We start from the raw sequence: 16,416 nt of genomic DNA, 5'->3' as shown, positions 1-16,416 counted from the left end.
CGTTCTATTTATTCACCTTCCCTGAAAGGGGTTTTCGCCATGGGAGCTCCAGCGATCCTCGCGGAGGACGTCTACCGCGAGGAACTGGCAAAGATCGGCGCGGAGGACGGCCGAGTGGTGTGTGTGGAGGCTCTGCCTGGCGGTGCCCGACACCCTTTCGAGACGGCTCACCCGGACCGGTTCTTCCAGTTGGGGAGCGTCGAGACCGCCATGGTGAACATGGTCGAAGGGCTCGTCACCGCGGGGTTCAGGGTGTTCGTGTGCGGACTGGGGACGGGCATCGGGGCGGAGCGGCTGCCCCGTCTCGCCCTCGCCCACCTGCAGTCGGGGGCGTCGGTCGTGGTGCCGGACTCCCAGGTCGATCCCGCGGAGCTGCTGCGCACCCCGCGCGTGCGGATCGCGGCGCCCAGCGGCGTACAGGAGATCAGGGCGGTGGTGCGCGCCGCGGCACGCTCGGGGCGGCCGCACCACATCCGCATCGGTGCGGGGGCGCCCGCCGATGTGACGGCGGACTGGGCCGGGGCCGACGACGGGGACATCCCCTCGGTCGTCTGGGACCTGTCCCGGGACTTCGGGGAACACCCCGACGCGGGGGTCTGCCTGGTCTCGGTCGGTGAGGACGGCACCCGGCTCGCGCTGGCGGCCCGGGAGCGTGCCGCGGGGCCCGCGCACGCGCACCTGGTGTACGTCGACGACAGCCATCTGTCGGCGGCGGCGGGTGAACTGGCCCGTCACCACGACCGGTTCGTGGTGCTCGGGGGCAATCGGGAGCCGGACGGGGTCCGTCGGCGGCTGAGCCGGCTGATGCCCGGCTGCGACGTGCTGGCGGTGACGCCGAGCGGCGATCTCGCCGCCGACGCCCATCGGGTGGTCTCGACCGTCAAAGGGCTACGGCGATGAACGTGCGCCGGAGCGGCCGGACTTGGCCGCTCCGGACGGGCCCGGCTGCCGGGTCAGTCGGCGCCCGGCGGCTCCAGGAGCTCGGACCGGGCCAGCAGATAGGCGAGATGGGCGCGGCTGCGGCCGCCGACCAGGTCCGAGGCCTTCTTGATGTGGTGCGACACGGTCCTGCTGCTGATGCCGAGGCGCTTGCCTATCCCCGCGTCCGTGTGGCCCTCGACCATGAGCTTCAGCACGGCCCTGCGGGTCTCGTCCGTCAGCAGCGGGAGCCGGTGGCCCTGGTCGAGGGTGACCGGCTCGGCGCGCTGCCAGGCGTGGTCGAAGACCTTGACGAGGTAGTGGATGAGTGCCGGGTGTTCGACGGCCAGCGCGGTCGTCTGCTGGTCGTAGCGGGGGTCGGGGATGAAGGCGATGGACCGGTCGTAGACGATGAGCCGGTCGACGACCTCGTCCAGCGTGCGCACCTGGGCGCCGGCGCTCGTCACGCGCTCGATGTAGGCGAGCGTCGGGCCGTGCGCGCGCACCGAGTGCTGGTAGAGCGTGCGTTGGCGCACCCCGCGCTGGTTGAGGCGCAGGGTGCGCGGCAGTGTCTTGCCCAGGGCGTCGGGGTCGCGGGCCCCGCCCGGATGCGCCGTCAGGAGTTCCTCGCGGCAGGCGTCGGAGGCCCTTTCGAGCGCCGCGTAGATGACGTCAGCGCCGTGCAGCAGGCGCACCGACGCGGCCGAGGCGCGCTGCTCGGTGCGGTACACGTCCTCGGCTGCGGACAGCGCGTCGTAAATGCCCGCCACCGTGTGCTGTTGGGCCAGGATGGCGCGCTCCAGCGGGCGGGTGAGGTCGTGGGCGGCGATGTCCGGCGGCACCGCGACCCAGCGGTTGCCGGTTTCGGCCTGTCGTCGCATCAGGCCCAACTCGGCCAGGCAGTCCGGGACTTCGTCGGACGCGAGGCCCTCCGCCAGTGCGTGGCGATAGCAATCCAGCCCGCGCTCGCACAGAGGGACGACGTTCGTTTGTGGTCCTATGTCCGGATCTCTGCACACTTTTTCCCCTTGCTGGTTCCCGCAATGCGCGATCACGACCCTACCTGTCCGTGGATTCCAGCCTTTTCCCAGCCATGCTGTTTGAGGCGGAAGGGCTCGGTGCCATTTCCGTCGAGCAGAAAGGATGGAAATGCAAAGGCATACGGTTTCGGTCTTATTTCCGTGCAGGGTGCCCGCGCCCCTTGCGCAATCAGAGGACGACGAGAACTGGACTGCCGCTCCGCACTAGCGGCGTCCTGGCGCACCCGGAAAAGGGAAACCAACACGCATCATTCACATTCGCGGGGGGCAGTGGGCGTGAACCGTGACGAGGAAACAGTTGGCATCATTCTGGCCGGCGGCAGGGGCGAGCGGGCCAAACCGATCACTCTCAAATCCTCGGACTACATCCGGAGCAAGGCGCTCATCCCGTTCGTCGGGCGACGCCTGGTCGAGTGGATGATGGACGCCTGCCGGGCGCAGGGGATGCGCCGGTTCTACGTGGTGACCCACGGCCTGGAGAACCGCAACCAGATCAAGCTCCTGCTGGGCCACGGCGAGCGCTACGGCGTCGACATCACCTACTCGCGCTCCCGGTTCGACCGGTACAACGTGGGTTCGGCCGGTGCCACCCTGCACAACCTCGAACAGTGGGACCTGCAGGGCCGGGCGCTCGTGCTGCCCGTCGACTCGCTCTTCGACTTCGACCTGGCGGCGATGGAGGCGACCCACAGCGCCGAGGGCGCGGTGGTCACGGTCGCGTCCGTGGCCCGTACCGCAGCGGAGATCGCCGGCAAGTACGGCGTCATGCGGACCGATGAACGCGGCCTGGTCCAGGGCTTCGTGGAGAAGCCCGGGATCGCGGAGCTGGGTTCCCTCTTCCCGCGGACGGCCGTCGATCCGGCCGCCACGCTCGCGACCAACGCCGGGATGTACCTGGTGGACTGTGCCCGCCTGCGGATGCTCGCCCGCGAGCCGGAGCTCTTCCGCCAGTCCCACCAGCGTCTGGACTGGGGCGGCAACCTCCTGCCCCACCTCGTCGAACGCGGCGTACCGGTGGCCACGCACACCATCGGGCGGCTGGGCGACATGGGCAACGTGCCCGACTACCTGCAGACGGTGCAGCTCGTGCTCGACGGCGCGTACGAGCAGATGAACCAGCTGATGGCAGCCCCCGACCGGACGGATCCGCGCTGCTGGATCCACGAGACCAGCCTGCAGACGAAGGACGACGTCGCCGGCACCACGCTGGCCCAGAAGATCGACGACGGCTCGGTCTCGATCGGCCCGGGCGTGCGGATCGGCCGCGACGTCGAGATCGGACCCGGGGTGCGCCTGGCACACACGGACGTCGGCGACGGAGCCGAGATCCGTGAGGGCGCCACCCTCGCCCGCTCGGCGGTGGGCGAGTCGGCGGTGGTCGGCAGCTGGGCCGACATCACCGACACCTACATAGGCCCCATGGCCCAGGTGCTCTCGGAGCGCGTACGGCCACTGCGGCTCGAACAGTTCTCGGCGATCGGCGACGGAGCCGTGCTCTGGCCGGGATCACGATTCTGCGGGGTCACCGTGTACCCCCGACTGCGGGTTCCGGCGCTGGCCGGCGTACCCGCACAGACCGAGCTCAGGCGCGCCGACGACATCCTGCGCTGGGTGTGACGGCGCTCATCCCCGGCATCCCTGGAGGGCACCATGCACAGCCCCATCGCAGTCATCGGAGGCGCCGGCCGGACAGGCGTGATCATCACCCGCCGGCTGATCGAGGAAGGCCATCACGTACGAGTGATCAGCCGCGACCCGCAGTCCGCGGGCCTGCCGCTCGGAGTGGAGACGTGCCGTGCCGACGTGCGGTACGCGGACTCGCTGGGGCCCGCGCTGCGCGACTGCTCCGGCATCGTGTTCGCCGTCGAGCCGGGCACCGCGGACTCCGGTCCGCACAGCCCCGAGTGCACGGTCTACGACGGGGTGCGCAACGTGCTCGCCGCGGCCGCCGACGGCGGCCGGCGCCCGCACGTCGTCCTGGTCAGCCAGATCTACGTGACGCGGCGCGAGCACCCCATGAACGCCTACGGGCGGCTGCTCGACTGGCGGCTGCGCGGCGAGGACGAGGTACGCGCCTCGGGACTGCCGTACACCGTCGTACGTCCCAGCTGGCTGACGGACGGCGACGCCGCGGGCGCCCGGGTGCGTCTCGAGCAGCACGACCGCGGCAACGGCTGGGTGTCGAGGAAGTCCGTCGCGGAGGCGTGCGTGCAGTCCCTGCGCCTGCCGTCCGCGAGCGGGACGACCTTCGAGCTCTACAACGAACCGGGCGACGAGCCCACCGACTGGGGTCCGCTGTTCGACCGGCTGATCCCCGACCGCGTCCCCGCGTACCAGGGGCCGGTCCACTGACGGGCGCCTGAGCGCCACCGGACCTGCCGGGATTCCCCCGTCACCGGCAGGCGGGTGACACGGGGCCGGTGACCGTGCCGTCGCGCCCTTCACCGGCTCCGTGTCCACCACCGCGCTTTTCGCCCGTGGCCGCTCATTCGCCGCGGCCGACGTATTGATGGAAGGGGAGAACAGTGTCCGCAGAAGACCGGCAGACGCTTCCCGACGACATTTCACCGGACGAATTCGCCCAGGTTCTCACCGCGTTGCGCTCCATTCCGCGAAGCGACCAGCGGCGCTGGGGCGAGGTCTATGTGCGCGGGCTGCTCGCCGTTCGCGGGAAGAAGACCATGCGCGCTCTCGCCAATGGCGCGGGCAGCGGGGCCGAGCAGAGTCTTTACCAATTCATCAGCAAGTCGCCGTGGAACGTCGATCCGGTCCGCGGCGACCTGGCGCGGCTGCTCATCGAGCGCGCGCAGCCCCGCGCCTGGGTGGTGCAGCCCCTCGTGATCCCGAAGGTGGGCCAGCACTCCGTCGGCGTGGAGCGGCAGTGGGTCTCGCAGATCGGACGGATCGTCAACTGCCAGCAGGCGATGAGCGTCTGGCTCGCCGGGGACCGCGGAAGCTGTCCCGTGGACTGGCAGCTGGCGCTGCCCGAGTGCTGGACGGACCAGGAGGACATGCGCCGCCGCGCCTCCATCCCCACCGGCGTCGGATCGTGCCCGCCCGAGCAGTGCGCCGTCGACTCGGTGAGCAAGATGGCACAGGAGTGGGGGCTGCGCGGCCGGCCGGTGGTGATGGATCTGCGGGAGACGCCGCCGCAGCCGGTCTGCACCGAGCTGACGGCTCGTCAGATCCCGTTCGTCGTAAGGGTCGACCCGTCCACCATCACGCCCGTGCCGCCGGGACCGAAGGCCGCGCCGGGCACCGCCGCCGACCGGGCCGGTGGCTGGGTCGGCTCGGCGGGGCTGCTCTCCGCGCTGCACAAGCAGCGCATGCCGGTGGAGTGGTTCGACCACACGGAACAGACCATGCGCGCCACGTCGGTGGGCGCCGCCCGCGTCGCACTGCGCAAGGGGTCCACCGTCCTCGGGCAGCCCGAACGCCTCGACCTCGTCCTGCTGGCCGCCTGGGCGGACCCCGGCAGGCGCTCCCCGAGCGAGTTCTGGCTCTCCAACCTCGCGCAGTCGCAACTCGGCACCGTGTACCGCACGGCCATGCTCTCGCGGCGCGTGGAGCGCGACCTGGCGGAGGTGAGCGACGGACTCGGCATCCGTGACTTCGAGGGCCGCTCCTACCGCGGCTGGCACCACCACATGACGATGGTGTCCCTCGCGCACGCCGCGACCCTGCTCTCGCCGTCGCGCGCGCAGGACCCGACCGCACCCGCCGCCCGGGTCACGCTCGCCCCCTCGCACGAGACGAAGGTGAGCGCCGCATGACCGGGACCGCACCGTCCACCACGACGCCCCGCACCCGCAGGACCGACGCGCTGAGCGCCGGCGACCTGGACGCGACGGTCGACGAGCTGTGCCGGCTGCTGCCGGACTGGCTGCCCCGCAGACGCTGGTACGCAGGCAAGGGCCATCGGCTGTCGGAGGTGACGCCCCTGCTCGCCGAGGTCGTCGTGCCCGGCCGGCCCGCGCTGCTGCAGACCGTGTTCCGTACCGACGACGGCGCCTGCTACCAGCTGCTCGTCGGCGCCGTGCCAGGACCGGCCGGTGCCGGTGTGCCCGACGACGCCGTCATCGGCACCGCCCGCACGCCGGACGGACGCCGCCTGACGCTCTACGAGGCGAGCTTCGACCCCGATCTGCTGTCCGCGCTCCTCGATCGCTTCGTCGCGGCCGAGCCGTGCGGGGCGCTCGAATACCACCACGTCCCCGGCGCGGTGATCCCGGCCGGGCTGCGGGCCAGGCCGCTGACCGGCGAGCAGTCCAACACCTCGGTGGCCTTCGGCGACCGGATGATGCTCAAGGTGCTGCGCCGCATCCTGCCGGGCGCCAACACCGAGCTGGAGATGCTGGCCGCACTGGAGCGGGCCGGCGACGTGCCGAGCGCGGCGCCGCTGGCCTGGGCGCAGACCGCCGGATGGCAGGGCGCGGAACCGGCCACGCTGTGCATCCTCCAGGAGTTCGTGCCCGCGCGCGGCGACGGCTGGAGCATCGCCACCGCCGAGGCGGAGTCCTGTATCCGCGGCGCCTGCGCGGCCGTTGCGCCGCTGGGCGGCTTCACGGACGAGGCGTTCGCCCTGGGGCGGGCCACGGCGCAGGTGCACCGGGCGCTGGCAGGGCAGTTGGCGGCCCGCCCGCTGAGCCTGCCGGAGGCCGTGGAGCTGACCGACGCCCTGGCGGCCCGCCTCGAGGACGCGCTCGTCGAGGTGCCCGACCTCACGCCGTACGCGCGCGGGCTGCAGACGGCGTACCAGGATCTGCGCGAAGTGGTGCGGCGCGGCGACCCGTTGCCGATCCAGCGCATCCACGGCGACCTCCATCTCGGCCAGGCGCTGCGGGCCCCGGACGGCTGGGTCCTGATCGACTTCGAGGGCGAGCCGGGGCACCCCTTCGAGGAGCGGCGCCGACTGCAGCCGGCGGTCCGCGACGTCGCCGCCATGCTGCGGTCCTTCGACTACGCGGCGCACCACGCCCTCGGCGACATCCTCGGCGCCGCGCCGGGGGAGCAGAGCGCGCGCGACGTCCACGCCACCCGCATGGCGCGCCGGGCCTCGGCCTGGGCCGTCCACAGCAGGCGCGCGTTCTGCGGCGGCTACACCGCGGCAGGCGGCCAGGACCCGCGCACGAGCCCCGTACTGCTGCGGGCGTTCGAGGCGGACAAGGCCGTGTACGAGGCGCTCTACGAGGCCCGCAACCGGCCCGAGTGGCTGCCCATTCCGCTCGCCGCGGTGCGCAGGCTCGCCCACGGCAGCCGGTTCATCGGCTGACTGCTCCCTTTATTCGGGGGAGTTGACAGTTCAGAAAGTCGATTTTCCTTCTTTGGCCTTCTCGATGACCGCTGGACATGATGAACGAGCCCGTCCAAAGGAGAATTTGATGATCCACCAGTTCATTCTGGCGGCGCCCAAGCCGGGCATGACCGCACAGGAATTCCAGGACTACTGGGTAAATGTCCACGCGGTGCAGTACGCATCAAAGATTCCGCAGATCCGCAAGTACATGGTCGACACGGTGGTGGACATCGAGGGCAACCTCGGTGAGCCGGCGCTGCCGCACCAGGGCATCGCGGAGATCTTCCTGGCCAACGGCGAGGAGCAGCTGGCCTCGCTGCAGACCGAGGAGTTCCTGCAGGGCGCCCGGCTCGACGAGCCCAACTGGGCCGCGTTCTGGCAGACCCTCGTCGTCGACACCACCGCGCACGAGATCGTCGCGGGGCCGCCCCTGGCCAAGGGGCAGGAGTGGGTCAAGCTCACCGTGCTGCAGAAGCGGCGCCCGGGCCTCGCCCTCGACGACTACCGCAAGCAGTCCCTCGACGCGTACGCCACGGTCGTCAAGGGCATCCCGGGGCTGCGGCGCTATCTGCACGCCCACACCGTCGACGGCGCCTACGTCTTCGGCGAAGCGGCCTTCGACAGCGTCGAGCAGCTCTGGTTCGACGACGTGAACGCCCTTGAGGAAGCGCTGCGTTCGCCCTACTTCACCGAGCAGGTGAAGGCCGCACGCGACGAGATCGTCGACCAGAAGTACGTCTTCTCCGTCGCGGCCAAGGAGAACTGGATCATCGGCCCCCAGGCCCGCTGATCCCGCTGATCCCCCTGATCCGGTGGCTGAGGCGCCGCCCCCTTCCGTCGCGGCGCCCGGCCACCCATCCCGAACCGAAGACCGAAGGAGTCGGCGTGCCCAGGAAGAACGCCAAGAAGATCCTCGTGATCCTGTCGGAGTACGGCTACTGGGGCGAGGAGCTCGTCGGGCCCCTGCACCACTTCGACCAGCGGGGCTACGAGGTGGAGTTCGCCACCCCGACCGGAAGGCGCGCGCACGCGCTGCCGCCGTCGATGGACCCCGAGTACATCGACCCGCCGCTCGGCCGCTCGGTCACCTCGGAGGAGGTCGCCAAGCTCACCCAGGAGGTCGATGCCTCCACCCGCCTGGACGACCCGATCGACATCTCCCGCTGGATCCCGGAGCGCCCCTACACGGCGGACGACGACTACCTGCGCGGCCTCGAGGCCTACCACCGGGCGGTCGAGGTCGTGGCGCAGGAGCTCGAGGAGTACGACGCGCTGCTCATCGTCGGCGGTTCGGGCCCGGTCGTGGACCTCGCCAACAACGAGCGGGTGCACCAGATCATCCTGGCCTTCCTGCGCGCCGACAAGCCGATCGCGGCCGAGTGCTACGGCGTCGCGCCGCTGGCCTTCGCCCGCGACTGGGAGGACCGCAAGTCGATCATCTGGGGCAAGCACGTCACGGGCCACTGCAAGGAGTACGACTACAAGGACGGGACCGGGTTCCTCGGCACCGACTTCGTGATCGGCCCGCCGCCGTACCCGCTGGAGTACATCCTGCGCGACGCCACGGGACCCGAGGGCCGCTACATCGGCAACTTCGGCAAAGAGACCTCCGTGCTCGTCGACTACCCGTTCATCACCGGGCGTTCGACGCCGGATTCCTATCTGACCGGAGAAAAGCTCGTCGAGGTGCTCGAGGACGGCCTGCGCCGCTTCGGCTGGTAATTGCTCGGCACCGATGGGGAAATCGAGAGAAGGCAGACATGGGGCGAGGGGCCAGGCAGGGAAATGCGGCGATCATCGAGCAGTTCATCGCCGACGGAATTCCGTTCATGTTCGGCAATCCAGGGACGGTCGAGCAGGGATTCCTGGACGCGCTGGAGGACTATGACGACCTCCAGTACATCCTGACCCTGCAGGAGACCGTCGCGGTCGGCATCGCGGACGGCTACGCCCGGGCCACGGGCCGGCCCGCGCTCCTGCAGCTGCACAGCGGGGTCGGCCTCGGCAACGCCATCGGCATGCTGTACCAGGCCAAGCGCGGCCACTCGCCGATCCTGACGATCGCGGGGGAGTCGGGCGTCCAGTACGAGTCCATGGACGCCCAGATGGCCGCCGACCTGGTCGCCATGGCGAAGCCCGTGACCAAGTACGCGACACGGGTCACCGACCCGCGCTCGGTGCTGCGGGTGCTGCGCCGGGCGATGAAGATCGCGATGACGCCGCCGATGGGCCCGGTCTTCGTGGCGCTTCCCCTCGATGTGCTCGACGCGCTCAACTCCGAGCAGATCGTGCCGACTTCGGCCCCCAGCACCCGCACCGTCCCGGCCGACGGGCTGGTGGCGCAGGCGGCCCGGCTGCTCACCGGCGCCGAGAGGCCGGTCGTCCTGGTGGGCGACGGCGTCTCGGCATCCGGCGCCCAGGACGAACTGGTGCGGGTGGCCGAGCAGTTGGGCGCCGACGTCTACGGCGTCAACTACTCCGAGGTCAACCTGGACGTCACGCACCCGCTCTACCGCGGGGACCTCGGCCACATGTTCGGCGCCGTCAGCACGGCCGCCGTGCGGGACGCCGACGTGGTCCTCGTCGTCGGCACGTACACCTTCCCCGAGGTCTTCCCCGACACCGGTGACCCGTTCCGCCCGGACGCCCGGATCGTCCACATCGACCTCGACGACTACGAGATAGCCAAGAACCACCCGGTCACGCTCGGCCTGGTCGCCGACCCCAAGGAGACGCTCCGTGCGCTCTCGGGTCAGCTCGACCGGATGCTGTCCGAGCTCGACCAGGTGGCGGCGTACGAACGGCTCGAGGCCCGCCGCGCCGAGCAGCCCACCGCGCCGGCCGACGACGGATCGCTGCTCCACGCCTTCCTGCGCGAACTGGCGGGCCAGGTCCCCGACGACGTGATGGTCTTCGACGAGGCGCTGACCGCGTCGGGCGCCCTCAACGCGCATCTGCCGGGCCGTCGGCCGGGCCACTGGTTCGCCACGCGCGGCGGATCGCTCGGCGTCGGCATCCCCGGCGCGCTGGGCATCAAGCTGGCCCACCCGGAGCGGACCGTGATCGGCTTCACCGGCGACGGCGGCTCCATGTACACCTTCCAGGCGCTCTACACCGCCGTACGGCACGGCATCGGCGCCAAGTTCGTCGTCTGCAACAACCAGAGCTACAAGCTGCTCGACAACAACATCGAGCAGTACTGGCGGGAGCGGGACGTGGCCCCGCACGCGTACCCGACGCCGTTCGACCTCTCCCACCCCGAGCTGGGCTTCGCGCAGATCGCCGGCGGATTCGGGGTCGAGGCCCTGCGGGTCGAGGAGCACGGCCAGGTGGGCGACGCGGTCAAGCGGATGCTCGCGGACGACAAGCCGTTCCTCATCGACCTGCGGACCACCGAAGGGGGAGACCGTGTCTGATCCGGCCGACGTGCCGTCCCGTGACGGGGCGCTCAGCGGGCGCAGGATCGCGATCCTGACGGAGAGCGACTTCTACGAGCCCGAAATCGCCTACTACCAGCGCCGGTTCGCCGAAGAGGGCGCCCGGGTCGACTTCGTCACCCGGATGTGGGGCAACAAGTCGATCACCTTCACCGGCCACGAGCACCGGGCCCCGCTGACCGTGACCCGCAGCCTGGAGGACCTGAGCGACCGGCGGCTGCGCGAGTACAGCGCGCTGATCGTGCCGTCCGGCATGGTCGCCGACCGGCTGCGCTACACCGAGGACATCGAGCAACTCGCCCCCGCCACCGACCTGTTGCGCCGCGCTTTTGCCCGCTCGGGCGTGCTCAAGGGGATCATCTGCCACGGCATGTGGCTGGCCTCGTCGATCCCGTACGTGGTGCGCGGACGCAAGGTGGTCTGCCACAACAACCTGCTCGGCGACGTGCGCAACATGGGCGCCAACTACGTCGACCAGGACGTCGTCGTCGACGGCGACCTGGTGACCGCCCGCACCGGCGACCACTGCCATCTCTTCGCCAGGACCATCATCGACGAACTCGTACTGCGAGGGGTGTGACAGCCATGTCCGTACAGCCGGAGAGCGTCAGGAACGTCGACTTCACCTTCTCGGACACCATCGCGGGACGGGTGTCCGCCTTCGACAGCGCCGCCCGCGTCGTCACCCTGGTCACCGCCGACGGCCGGTCCTTCGACGTGAGCCTCGACGGCGGCCCGAGCGCGGAGCTGCTGCACAACCTGGGGGAGCCCTACCAGGACGCCACGGGCCACGTCGACGAGTTGCTCACCCCGGGCGCCTTCGTCCTCGCGTACGGCGTCTTCTATCCGCACCACGCGACGCTGCGCTTCGAGGCCAAGCGGCTGATCTTCGTGGGGCGCGACCCCGAGGACTTCCGCTTCGAGGAGGCCGGCTGGTGGATCCGGCAGATCCGGGAGATCGCCGCCTTCTACCGCAAGGCCCAGTTCGGCGACGGGCCCGTCGACTTCGCCGACTACCGCACCGAGATCCGGCTCGGCGGCGACAAGACCGCGAGCCACGTCCAGGAGACGGACACCATCTCGCGGCTCGTCTACGGCATGGCCTCCGCCTTCCTGCTCACCGGCGACGACGAGTACCTGGAGGTCGCCGAGCGCGGCACCGAGTACCTGCGCGCGCACATGCGGTTCGTCGACACCGACGAGAACGTCGTGTACTGGTACCACGGCCTCAAGGTCGACGGCGACGTCGAGACGAAGCTGTTCACGTCCGAGTTCTCCGACGACTACGACGCGCTGCCCGCCTACGAACAGATCTACGCGCTCGCCGGGCCCGTGCAGACCTACCGGATCACCGGCGACCCGCGGATCAAGGCGGACGCGGACGCCACCATCCGGCTCTTCGACCGCTTCTACCTCGACCCCGAGGACGGCGGCTACTTCTCGCACATCGACCCGATCCTGCTGAGCCCCGACCACTCCTCGCTCGGGCCCAACAGGGCCCGCAAGAACTGGAACTCGGTCGGCGACCACGCGCCCGCGTACCTGATCAACCTGTATCTGGCGACCGGCGATCCGAAGTACGCCGACATGCTCGAGTACACCTTCGACACGATCGTCGAGCGCTTCCCCGACCTGAAGAACAGCCCGTTCGTGCAGGAACGATTCCACAAGGACTGGTCGCCCGACACCACCCACGGGTGGCAGCAGAACCGCGCGGTCGTCGGCCACAACCTGAAGATCGCCTGGAACCTGATGCGGATGAACTCCCTGCGCCCCAAGGACGCCTACCTGCAGACGGCCGTCTCACTGGGCGAGTCCATGCCCGAGGTCGGCAGCGACCGCCAGCGCGGCGGCTGGTACGACGTGGTCGAGCGGATCAAGGTCGACGGCGAGGAGCGGTTCCGCTTCGCCTGGCACGACCGCAAGGCGTGGTGGCAGCAGGAGCAGGCGATCCTCGCCTATCTGATCCTGCACGGCGTCACCGGACGCGTGGACTTCCGCACCGAGGCGCGCGACGCCCAGTCCTTCTACAACGCGTTCTTCCTCGACCACGACGAGGGCGCCGTCTACTTCAACACCATGGCCAGCGGCCTGCCCTACCTCCTCGGCGTGGAGCGCCTCAAGGGCAGCCACTCCATGTCGATGTACCACTCGGCCGAGCTGTGCTACCTGGCCGCCGTCTACAACAACCTGCTCAGGGGCGGCAAGCCGATGGACTTCTGGTTCAAGCCCGACCCCGCCCAGCTGGCGGACCGCGTCCTGCGCGTCGCCCCCGATCTGCTGCCCGCCACCGCGGTGCGCATCGCCGCCGTCGAGGTCGACGGCGCCGAACACACCGATTTCAACGCCCAGGCCCTGACCGTCCGCCTCCCCGAGACCTCGGGCCGCGTCAAGGTCAGGGTCCGTCTCGAAGCCAACTCCCGTACGGAGGTGAAGGGATGACCGTCAAGGTCTCCTCGCAGGTGCTCGCCGGCGCCACCGTCGTCGCCCTGGAGGGCGAGATCAACTCCACCACCTCCGGCGGACTGCAGTCCCAGCTGCTGCCGTTCGTCGGGCAGGGCGCGGTGGTCCTGATCGACCTCACCGGGATCTCGTACATCTCCAGCGCCGGCCTGCGCACCCTGCTCATCGTGCACCGCCACGCCCAGCAACTGGACGCGGAGATCACCCTGGTCGGGCTCTCCGAGGAGGTCTCGTTCGTCATGTCCGCCACCGGGTTCCTGGACTTCTTCCGGGTCGCCGACGACCTGGACGCCGAACTGGAACGTGCGGGCCGATGAGCACCCCCGGCCCGGCCCAGGAACTGCGCGAGCGGATCGACGCCTTCCCGACGCACCGGATCGGCCCGTACCGGGTCAGGGCAGGACGGCCCTTCCCGTACGGGGCGACGCCGGTGCCCGGCGGCGTCAACTTCTCGGTCTACTCCGACGGCGCGACCTCGATGAGCCTGGTGCTCTTCACGCGCGGCGCCACCCGGCCCAGCGCCGAACTGGAGTTCCCGCCGGAGTTCCGCATCGGCAGCGTGTACGCCATGACGGTCTTCGGGCTCGACGCGGAGGACCTGGAGTACGGCTTCCGCGCCGACGGCCCCTTCGACCCCGCCCGCGGCGACCGCTTCGACGCGGGCAAGGTGCTCAGCGACCCCTACGCGCGGCTGATCTCAGGCCGCGAGGTGTGGGGCCGCGAGCCCGACTGGGACAACGTCTACCACTACCGCGCACAGGTGCTGAACGACGACTTCGACTGGGGCGGCGACCGGCCGCTGCGCATCCCCGCCGAGGACCTCGTGATCTACGAGACGCACGTGCGCGGCTTCACCCGGCACGCCTCCTCGCAGGTGTCGGCCCCCGGCACGTACGCCGGGATGCGGGAGAAGATCCCGTACCTCAAGGCCCTGGGCGTCAACTGCCTGGAACTGCTGCCCGTGTTCGAGTTCGACGAGCTGGACAATCCCCGCACCGATCCGGTCACCGGGGAGCGGCTCCACAACTACTGGGGCTACAACACCGTCTCGTTCTTCGCCCCCAAGGCGGGCTACGCGGCCACCGGCGCCTTCGGCATGCAGGCCGACGAATTCAAGTCGCTGGTCAAGGAGTTGCACCGGGCCGGCATCGAAGTCGTCCTCGACGTCGTCTTCAACCACACGGCCGAGGGCAACGAGCAGGGCCCGACCATCTCGTTCCGCGGCCTCGACAACGCCACGTACTACATGCTCACGCCGCACGGCGAGTACTACAACTTCAGCGGCACCGGCAACACCGTCAACTGCAACCACCCCGTGGTGCGGGACTTCGTGCTCTCCTGCCTGCGCCACTGGGTCGCCGAGTACCACATCGACGGGTTCCGCTTCGACCTCGCCGCCATCCTCGACCGGGCCCCGGACGGCACCCCGCTGCCCAACCCGCCGCTGCTCGAACAGCTCGCGCACGACCCGATCCTGCGGCACACCAAGCTGATCGCCGAGGCCTGGGACGCGGCCGGCCTCTACCAGGTCGGCAACTTCCCCAACTACGGCCGCTGGTCGGAGTGGAACGGCAAGTACCGCGACACCGTGCGCCGCTTCGTCAAGGGCGAGCCGGGGCTCGTCGGCGAGCTGGCGACCCGGATGGCGGGCTCGCCCGACCTGTACCAGGGCCGCACCTCGTCGGCGTCGGTCAACTTCATCACCGCGCACGACGGGTTCACCCTGGCCGACCTGGTCTCGTACAACGACAAGCACAACGAGGCCAACGGCGAGCAGAACAACGACGGCGCGAACGACAACAACAGCTGGAACTGCGGCGAGGAGGGGCCCAGCGCCTCCCCGCACGTCCGCGAGCTGCGGCTGCGGCAGATGAAGAACCTGCTGACCATCCTGCTCACCAGCCAGGGCATCCCGATGATCCTGGCCGGCGACGAGGTCGGCCGGACCCAGCTCGGCAACAACAACACCTACTGCCAGGACAACGAACTGTCCTGGTTCGACTGGTCACTTGTCGAGGACAACGCCGAACTCCTCGACTTCACCGCCAAGTTGATCGCCTTCCGGCACGCCCACCCGGTCCTGCGCACCAGCGACCACCCCACCGGCACGGACCGCGTCGGCAGCGGCTACCCCGACGTCAGCTGGCACGGCGTCGGCGCCTGGGCCCCGGACTGGGCCGACCACGGCCGGGTGCTCGCCATGATGCGGTGCGGCCGGCACGCCAAGGGCGGCAGCGTCAGCGACGACCACGTGTACGTCGCCGTGAACGCGCACTGGGAGGCGCACGACCTGGAGCTGCCCGCCCTGCCCGACGGGCAGCGCTGGCACCTCTTCGCCGACACCCACGCCGCCGTCCACCCGGTCGGCGGCGAACCGGAGTTGAAGCATCCCGGGCGCTTCCACCTGGGCGCCCACTCCGCGGTCGTCCTCGTGGGACGCGCGGCCCCTCCGGCGACCACCTGACCCAGAAGGAGAACCATCGTGGCTTTCGACGTGCGCCTCAGGATCAACGACAAGGTCGCCACCATCGAACTCTCGGGAGAGCTGGACGCCTCCACGGCCGGCGAGTTCCACGCCACCGTCGGCCGCGCCGCCGACGGCGGCGCCGTCGAACTCGTCATCCGCGCCGAGCAGCTCGGCTACCTCTCCAGCGCCGGCCTGCGCTCCCTGGTCTTCGCCCGCCAGAAGATGGGCGACGAGGTGCGCATCGCCGTCGTCGGCGCGTCCGAGCCGGTGGCCAGGACCATCCGGCTCGCCGGATTCGACCACAGCATCGATCTCGTGGACGCCTGAAGGGACGCACCGAGATGACGTTCGACTTCGAGGCCGCGGCGGCCACCAGACTCCGTGTTCCCGCGACGGTCGACTCGCTCGAGCCGGTGTCCGCGTTCGTCCTCGGCCTCGGCAAGCAGGCCTGCCTCTCGGACAGCTCGCTGTACCGACTGCGCCTCGCCGCCGACGAGTTGGCCACCAACATCGTCGTACACGGATACCGCGGCGAACCCGGCGAGATCACCGTGGACGGCGGGATCGACCCCGGCGACGTCTGGGTGCGCTTCCAGGACGACGCGCCGGCGTTCGACCCGCGCCAGGGCATGCGCGAGCCCGCACGTGACGTGCCGCTCGCGGAGCGGGAGATCGGCGGACTGGGAGTCTTCCTGGCGTTCACGGCGGTGGACACCTTCGAGTACGAGCTCGTCGCGGGGCGCAATGTCAGCACCCTCGTGATGCGCCGGCCGGCAGCGGACTAGACGAGGCGGA

15 protein-coding genes are annotated in these 16,416 nt (G+C 70.2%); 14 read left to right on the top strand and 1 reads right to left on the bottom strand.

Annotated features, from left to right (window positions below):
* Positions 1 to 39 precede the first annotated feature (39 nt).
* Positions 40 to 900 carry a transketolase gene (locus ACIBUY_RS40735; protein ID WP_365576279.1) on the top strand — a complete coding sequence of 287 codons (861 nt, stop codon included), beginning with the start codon at positions 40 to 42 and terminating at the stop codon, positions 898 to 900.
* Between the two features lie 53 nt (positions 901 to 953).
* Here the strand turns inward: ACIBUY_RS40735 and ACIBUY_RS40730 are convergent, their stop codons facing one another.
* A complete protein-coding gene (locus tag ACIBUY_RS40730) occupies positions 954 to 1,799 on the bottom strand; it encodes a helix-turn-helix transcriptional regulator (protein WP_365576277.1) in 846 nt (281 codons plus the stop codon).
* 435 nt (positions 1,800 to 2,234) lie between these two features.
* Here ACIBUY_RS40730 and ACIBUY_RS40725 point away from each other — a divergent pair, with 435 nt between their 5' ends.
* The 13 genes from ACIBUY_RS40725 (at position 2,235) to ACIBUY_RS40665 (ending at position 16,406) form a co-directional block, all read left to right on the top strand.
* Positions 2,235 to 3,575 (top strand): NDP-sugar synthase, encoded by a 1,341-nt coding sequence (locus ACIBUY_RS40725; protein ID WP_365576275.1) that lies wholly within the window; start codon positions 2,235 to 2,237, stop codon positions 3,573 to 3,575.
* Between the two features lie 33 nt (positions 3,576 to 3,608).
* Positions 3,609 to 4,310, top strand: coding sequence for an SDR family oxidoreductase (locus ACIBUY_RS40720; RefSeq protein WP_365576273.1), 702 nt, complete (start codon positions 3,609 to 3,611; stop codon positions 4,308 to 4,310).
* Positions 4,311 to 4,483: 173 nt separating this feature from the next.
* Positions 4,484 to 5,731 carry a transposase gene (locus ACIBUY_RS40715; RefSeq protein ID WP_365576271.1) on the top strand — a complete coding sequence of 416 codons (1,248 nt, stop codon included), beginning with the start codon at positions 4,484 to 4,486 and terminating at the stop codon, positions 5,729 to 5,731.
* On the top strand, positions 5,728 to 7,230 hold the full coding sequence (locus ACIBUY_RS40710; RefSeq protein ID WP_399155375.1) for a maltokinase: 1,503 nt from the start codon (positions 5,728 to 5,730) through the stop codon (positions 7,228 to 7,230). Before ACIBUY_RS40715 ends, ACIBUY_RS40710 begins: the two co-directional genes overlap by 4 nt.
* Positions 7,231 to 7,339: 109 nt before the next feature.
* On the top strand, positions 7,340 to 8,044 hold the full coding sequence (locus ACIBUY_RS40705) for an EthD domain-containing protein (RefSeq protein ID WP_399155374.1): 705 nt from the start codon (positions 7,340 to 7,342) through the stop codon (positions 8,042 to 8,044).
* 95 nt (positions 8,045 to 8,139) lie between these two features.
* Complete coding sequence (locus ACIBUY_RS40700; protein WP_365576265.1) at positions 8,140 to 8,976, top strand: type 1 glutamine amidotransferase domain-containing protein; 837 nt, start codon at positions 8,140 to 8,142, stop codon at positions 8,974 to 8,976.
* Between the two features lie 38 nt (positions 8,977 to 9,014).
* Positions 9,015 to 10,670: a thiamine pyrophosphate-binding protein gene (locus ACIBUY_RS40695; protein WP_365576263.1), complete on the top strand. Its 1,656-nt coding sequence runs from the start codon at positions 9,015 to 9,017 to the stop codon at positions 10,668 to 10,670.
* On the top strand, positions 10,663 to 11,271 hold the full coding sequence (locus tag ACIBUY_RS40690) for a DJ-1/PfpI family protein (protein WP_399155373.1): 609 nt from the start codon (positions 10,663 to 10,665) through the stop codon (positions 11,269 to 11,271). Before ACIBUY_RS40695 ends, ACIBUY_RS40690 begins: the two co-directional genes overlap by 8 nt.
* 5 nt (positions 11,272 to 11,276) lie before the next feature.
* Complete coding sequence (locus ACIBUY_RS40685) at positions 11,277 to 13,133, top strand: AGE family epimerase/isomerase (protein WP_365576259.1); 1,857 nt, start codon at positions 11,277 to 11,279, stop codon at positions 13,131 to 13,133.
* Positions 13,130 to 13,471, top strand: coding sequence for an STAS domain-containing protein (locus ACIBUY_RS40680; protein WP_365576257.1), 342 nt, complete (start codon positions 13,130 to 13,132; stop codon positions 13,469 to 13,471). Before ACIBUY_RS40685 ends, ACIBUY_RS40680 begins: the two co-directional genes overlap by 4 nt.
* Positions 13,468 to 15,618 (top strand): glycogen debranching protein GlgX, encoded by a 2,151-nt coding sequence (glgX, locus tag ACIBUY_RS40675; RefSeq protein ID WP_365576255.1) that lies wholly within the window; start codon positions 13,468 to 13,470, stop codon positions 15,616 to 15,618. The genes ACIBUY_RS40680 and glgX overlap by 4 nt, the downstream gene beginning before the upstream one ends.
* Positions 15,619 to 15,636: 18 nt before the next feature.
* Complete coding sequence (locus ACIBUY_RS40670) at positions 15,637 to 15,948, top strand: anti-sigma factor antagonist (RefSeq protein WP_365576253.1); 312 nt, start codon at positions 15,637 to 15,639, stop codon at positions 15,946 to 15,948.
* A gap of 14 nt (positions 15,949 to 15,962) precedes the next feature.
* Positions 15,963 to 16,406: an anti-sigma regulatory factor gene (locus ACIBUY_RS40665; RefSeq protein WP_365576251.1), complete on the top strand. Its 444-nt coding sequence runs from the start codon at positions 15,963 to 15,965 to the stop codon at positions 16,404 to 16,406.
* The last annotated feature ends 10 nt before the right edge of the window (positions 16,407 to 16,416 follow it).

Source organism: Streptomyces sp. NPDC050085, from assembly GCF_044460595.1.
In the GTDB taxonomy this organism is placed as follows: domain Bacteria; phylum Actinomycetota; class Actinomycetes; order Streptomycetales; family Streptomycetaceae; genus Streptomyces.
This window is presented reverse-complemented; position numbering and strand designations above follow the sequence as displayed.

Coding starts and splice junctions, on each gene's coding strand:
- ACIBUY_RS40695 (WP_365576263.1), top strand. CDS start 9,015: ATGGGGCGAGGGGCCAGGCAGGGAAATGCGGCGATCATCGAGCAGTTC.
- glgX (WP_365576255.1), top strand. CDS start 13,468: ATGAGCACCCCCGGCCCGGCCCAGGAACTGCGCGAGCGGATCGACGCC.
- ACIBUY_RS40720 (WP_365576273.1), top strand. CDS start 3,609: ATGCACAGCCCCATCGCAGTCATCGGAGGCGCCGGCCGGACAGGCGTG.
- ACIBUY_RS40685 (WP_365576259.1), top strand. CDS start 11,277: ATGTCCGTACAGCCGGAGAGCGTCAGGAACGTCGACTTCACCTTCTCG.
- ACIBUY_RS40730 (WP_365576277.1), bottom strand. CDS start 1,799: ATGCGACGACAGGCCGAAACCGGCAACCGCTGGGTCGCGGTGCCGCCG.
- ACIBUY_RS40705 (WP_399155374.1), top strand. CDS start 7,340: ATGATCCACCAGTTCATTCTGGCGGCGCCCAAGCCGGGCATGACCGCA.
- ACIBUY_RS40665 (WP_365576251.1), top strand. CDS start 15,963: ATGACGTTCGACTTCGAGGCCGCGGCGGCCACCAGACTCCGTGTTCCC.
- ACIBUY_RS40710 (WP_399155375.1), top strand. CDS start 5,728: ATGACCGGGACCGCACCGTCCACCACGACGCCCCGCACCCGCAGGACC.
- ACIBUY_RS40735 (WP_365576279.1), top strand. CDS start 40: ATGGGAGCTCCAGCGATCCTCGCGGAGGACGTCTACCGCGAGGAACTG.
- ACIBUY_RS40680 (WP_365576257.1), top strand. CDS start 13,130: ATGACCGTCAAGGTCTCCTCGCAGGTGCTCGCCGGCGCCACCGTCGTC.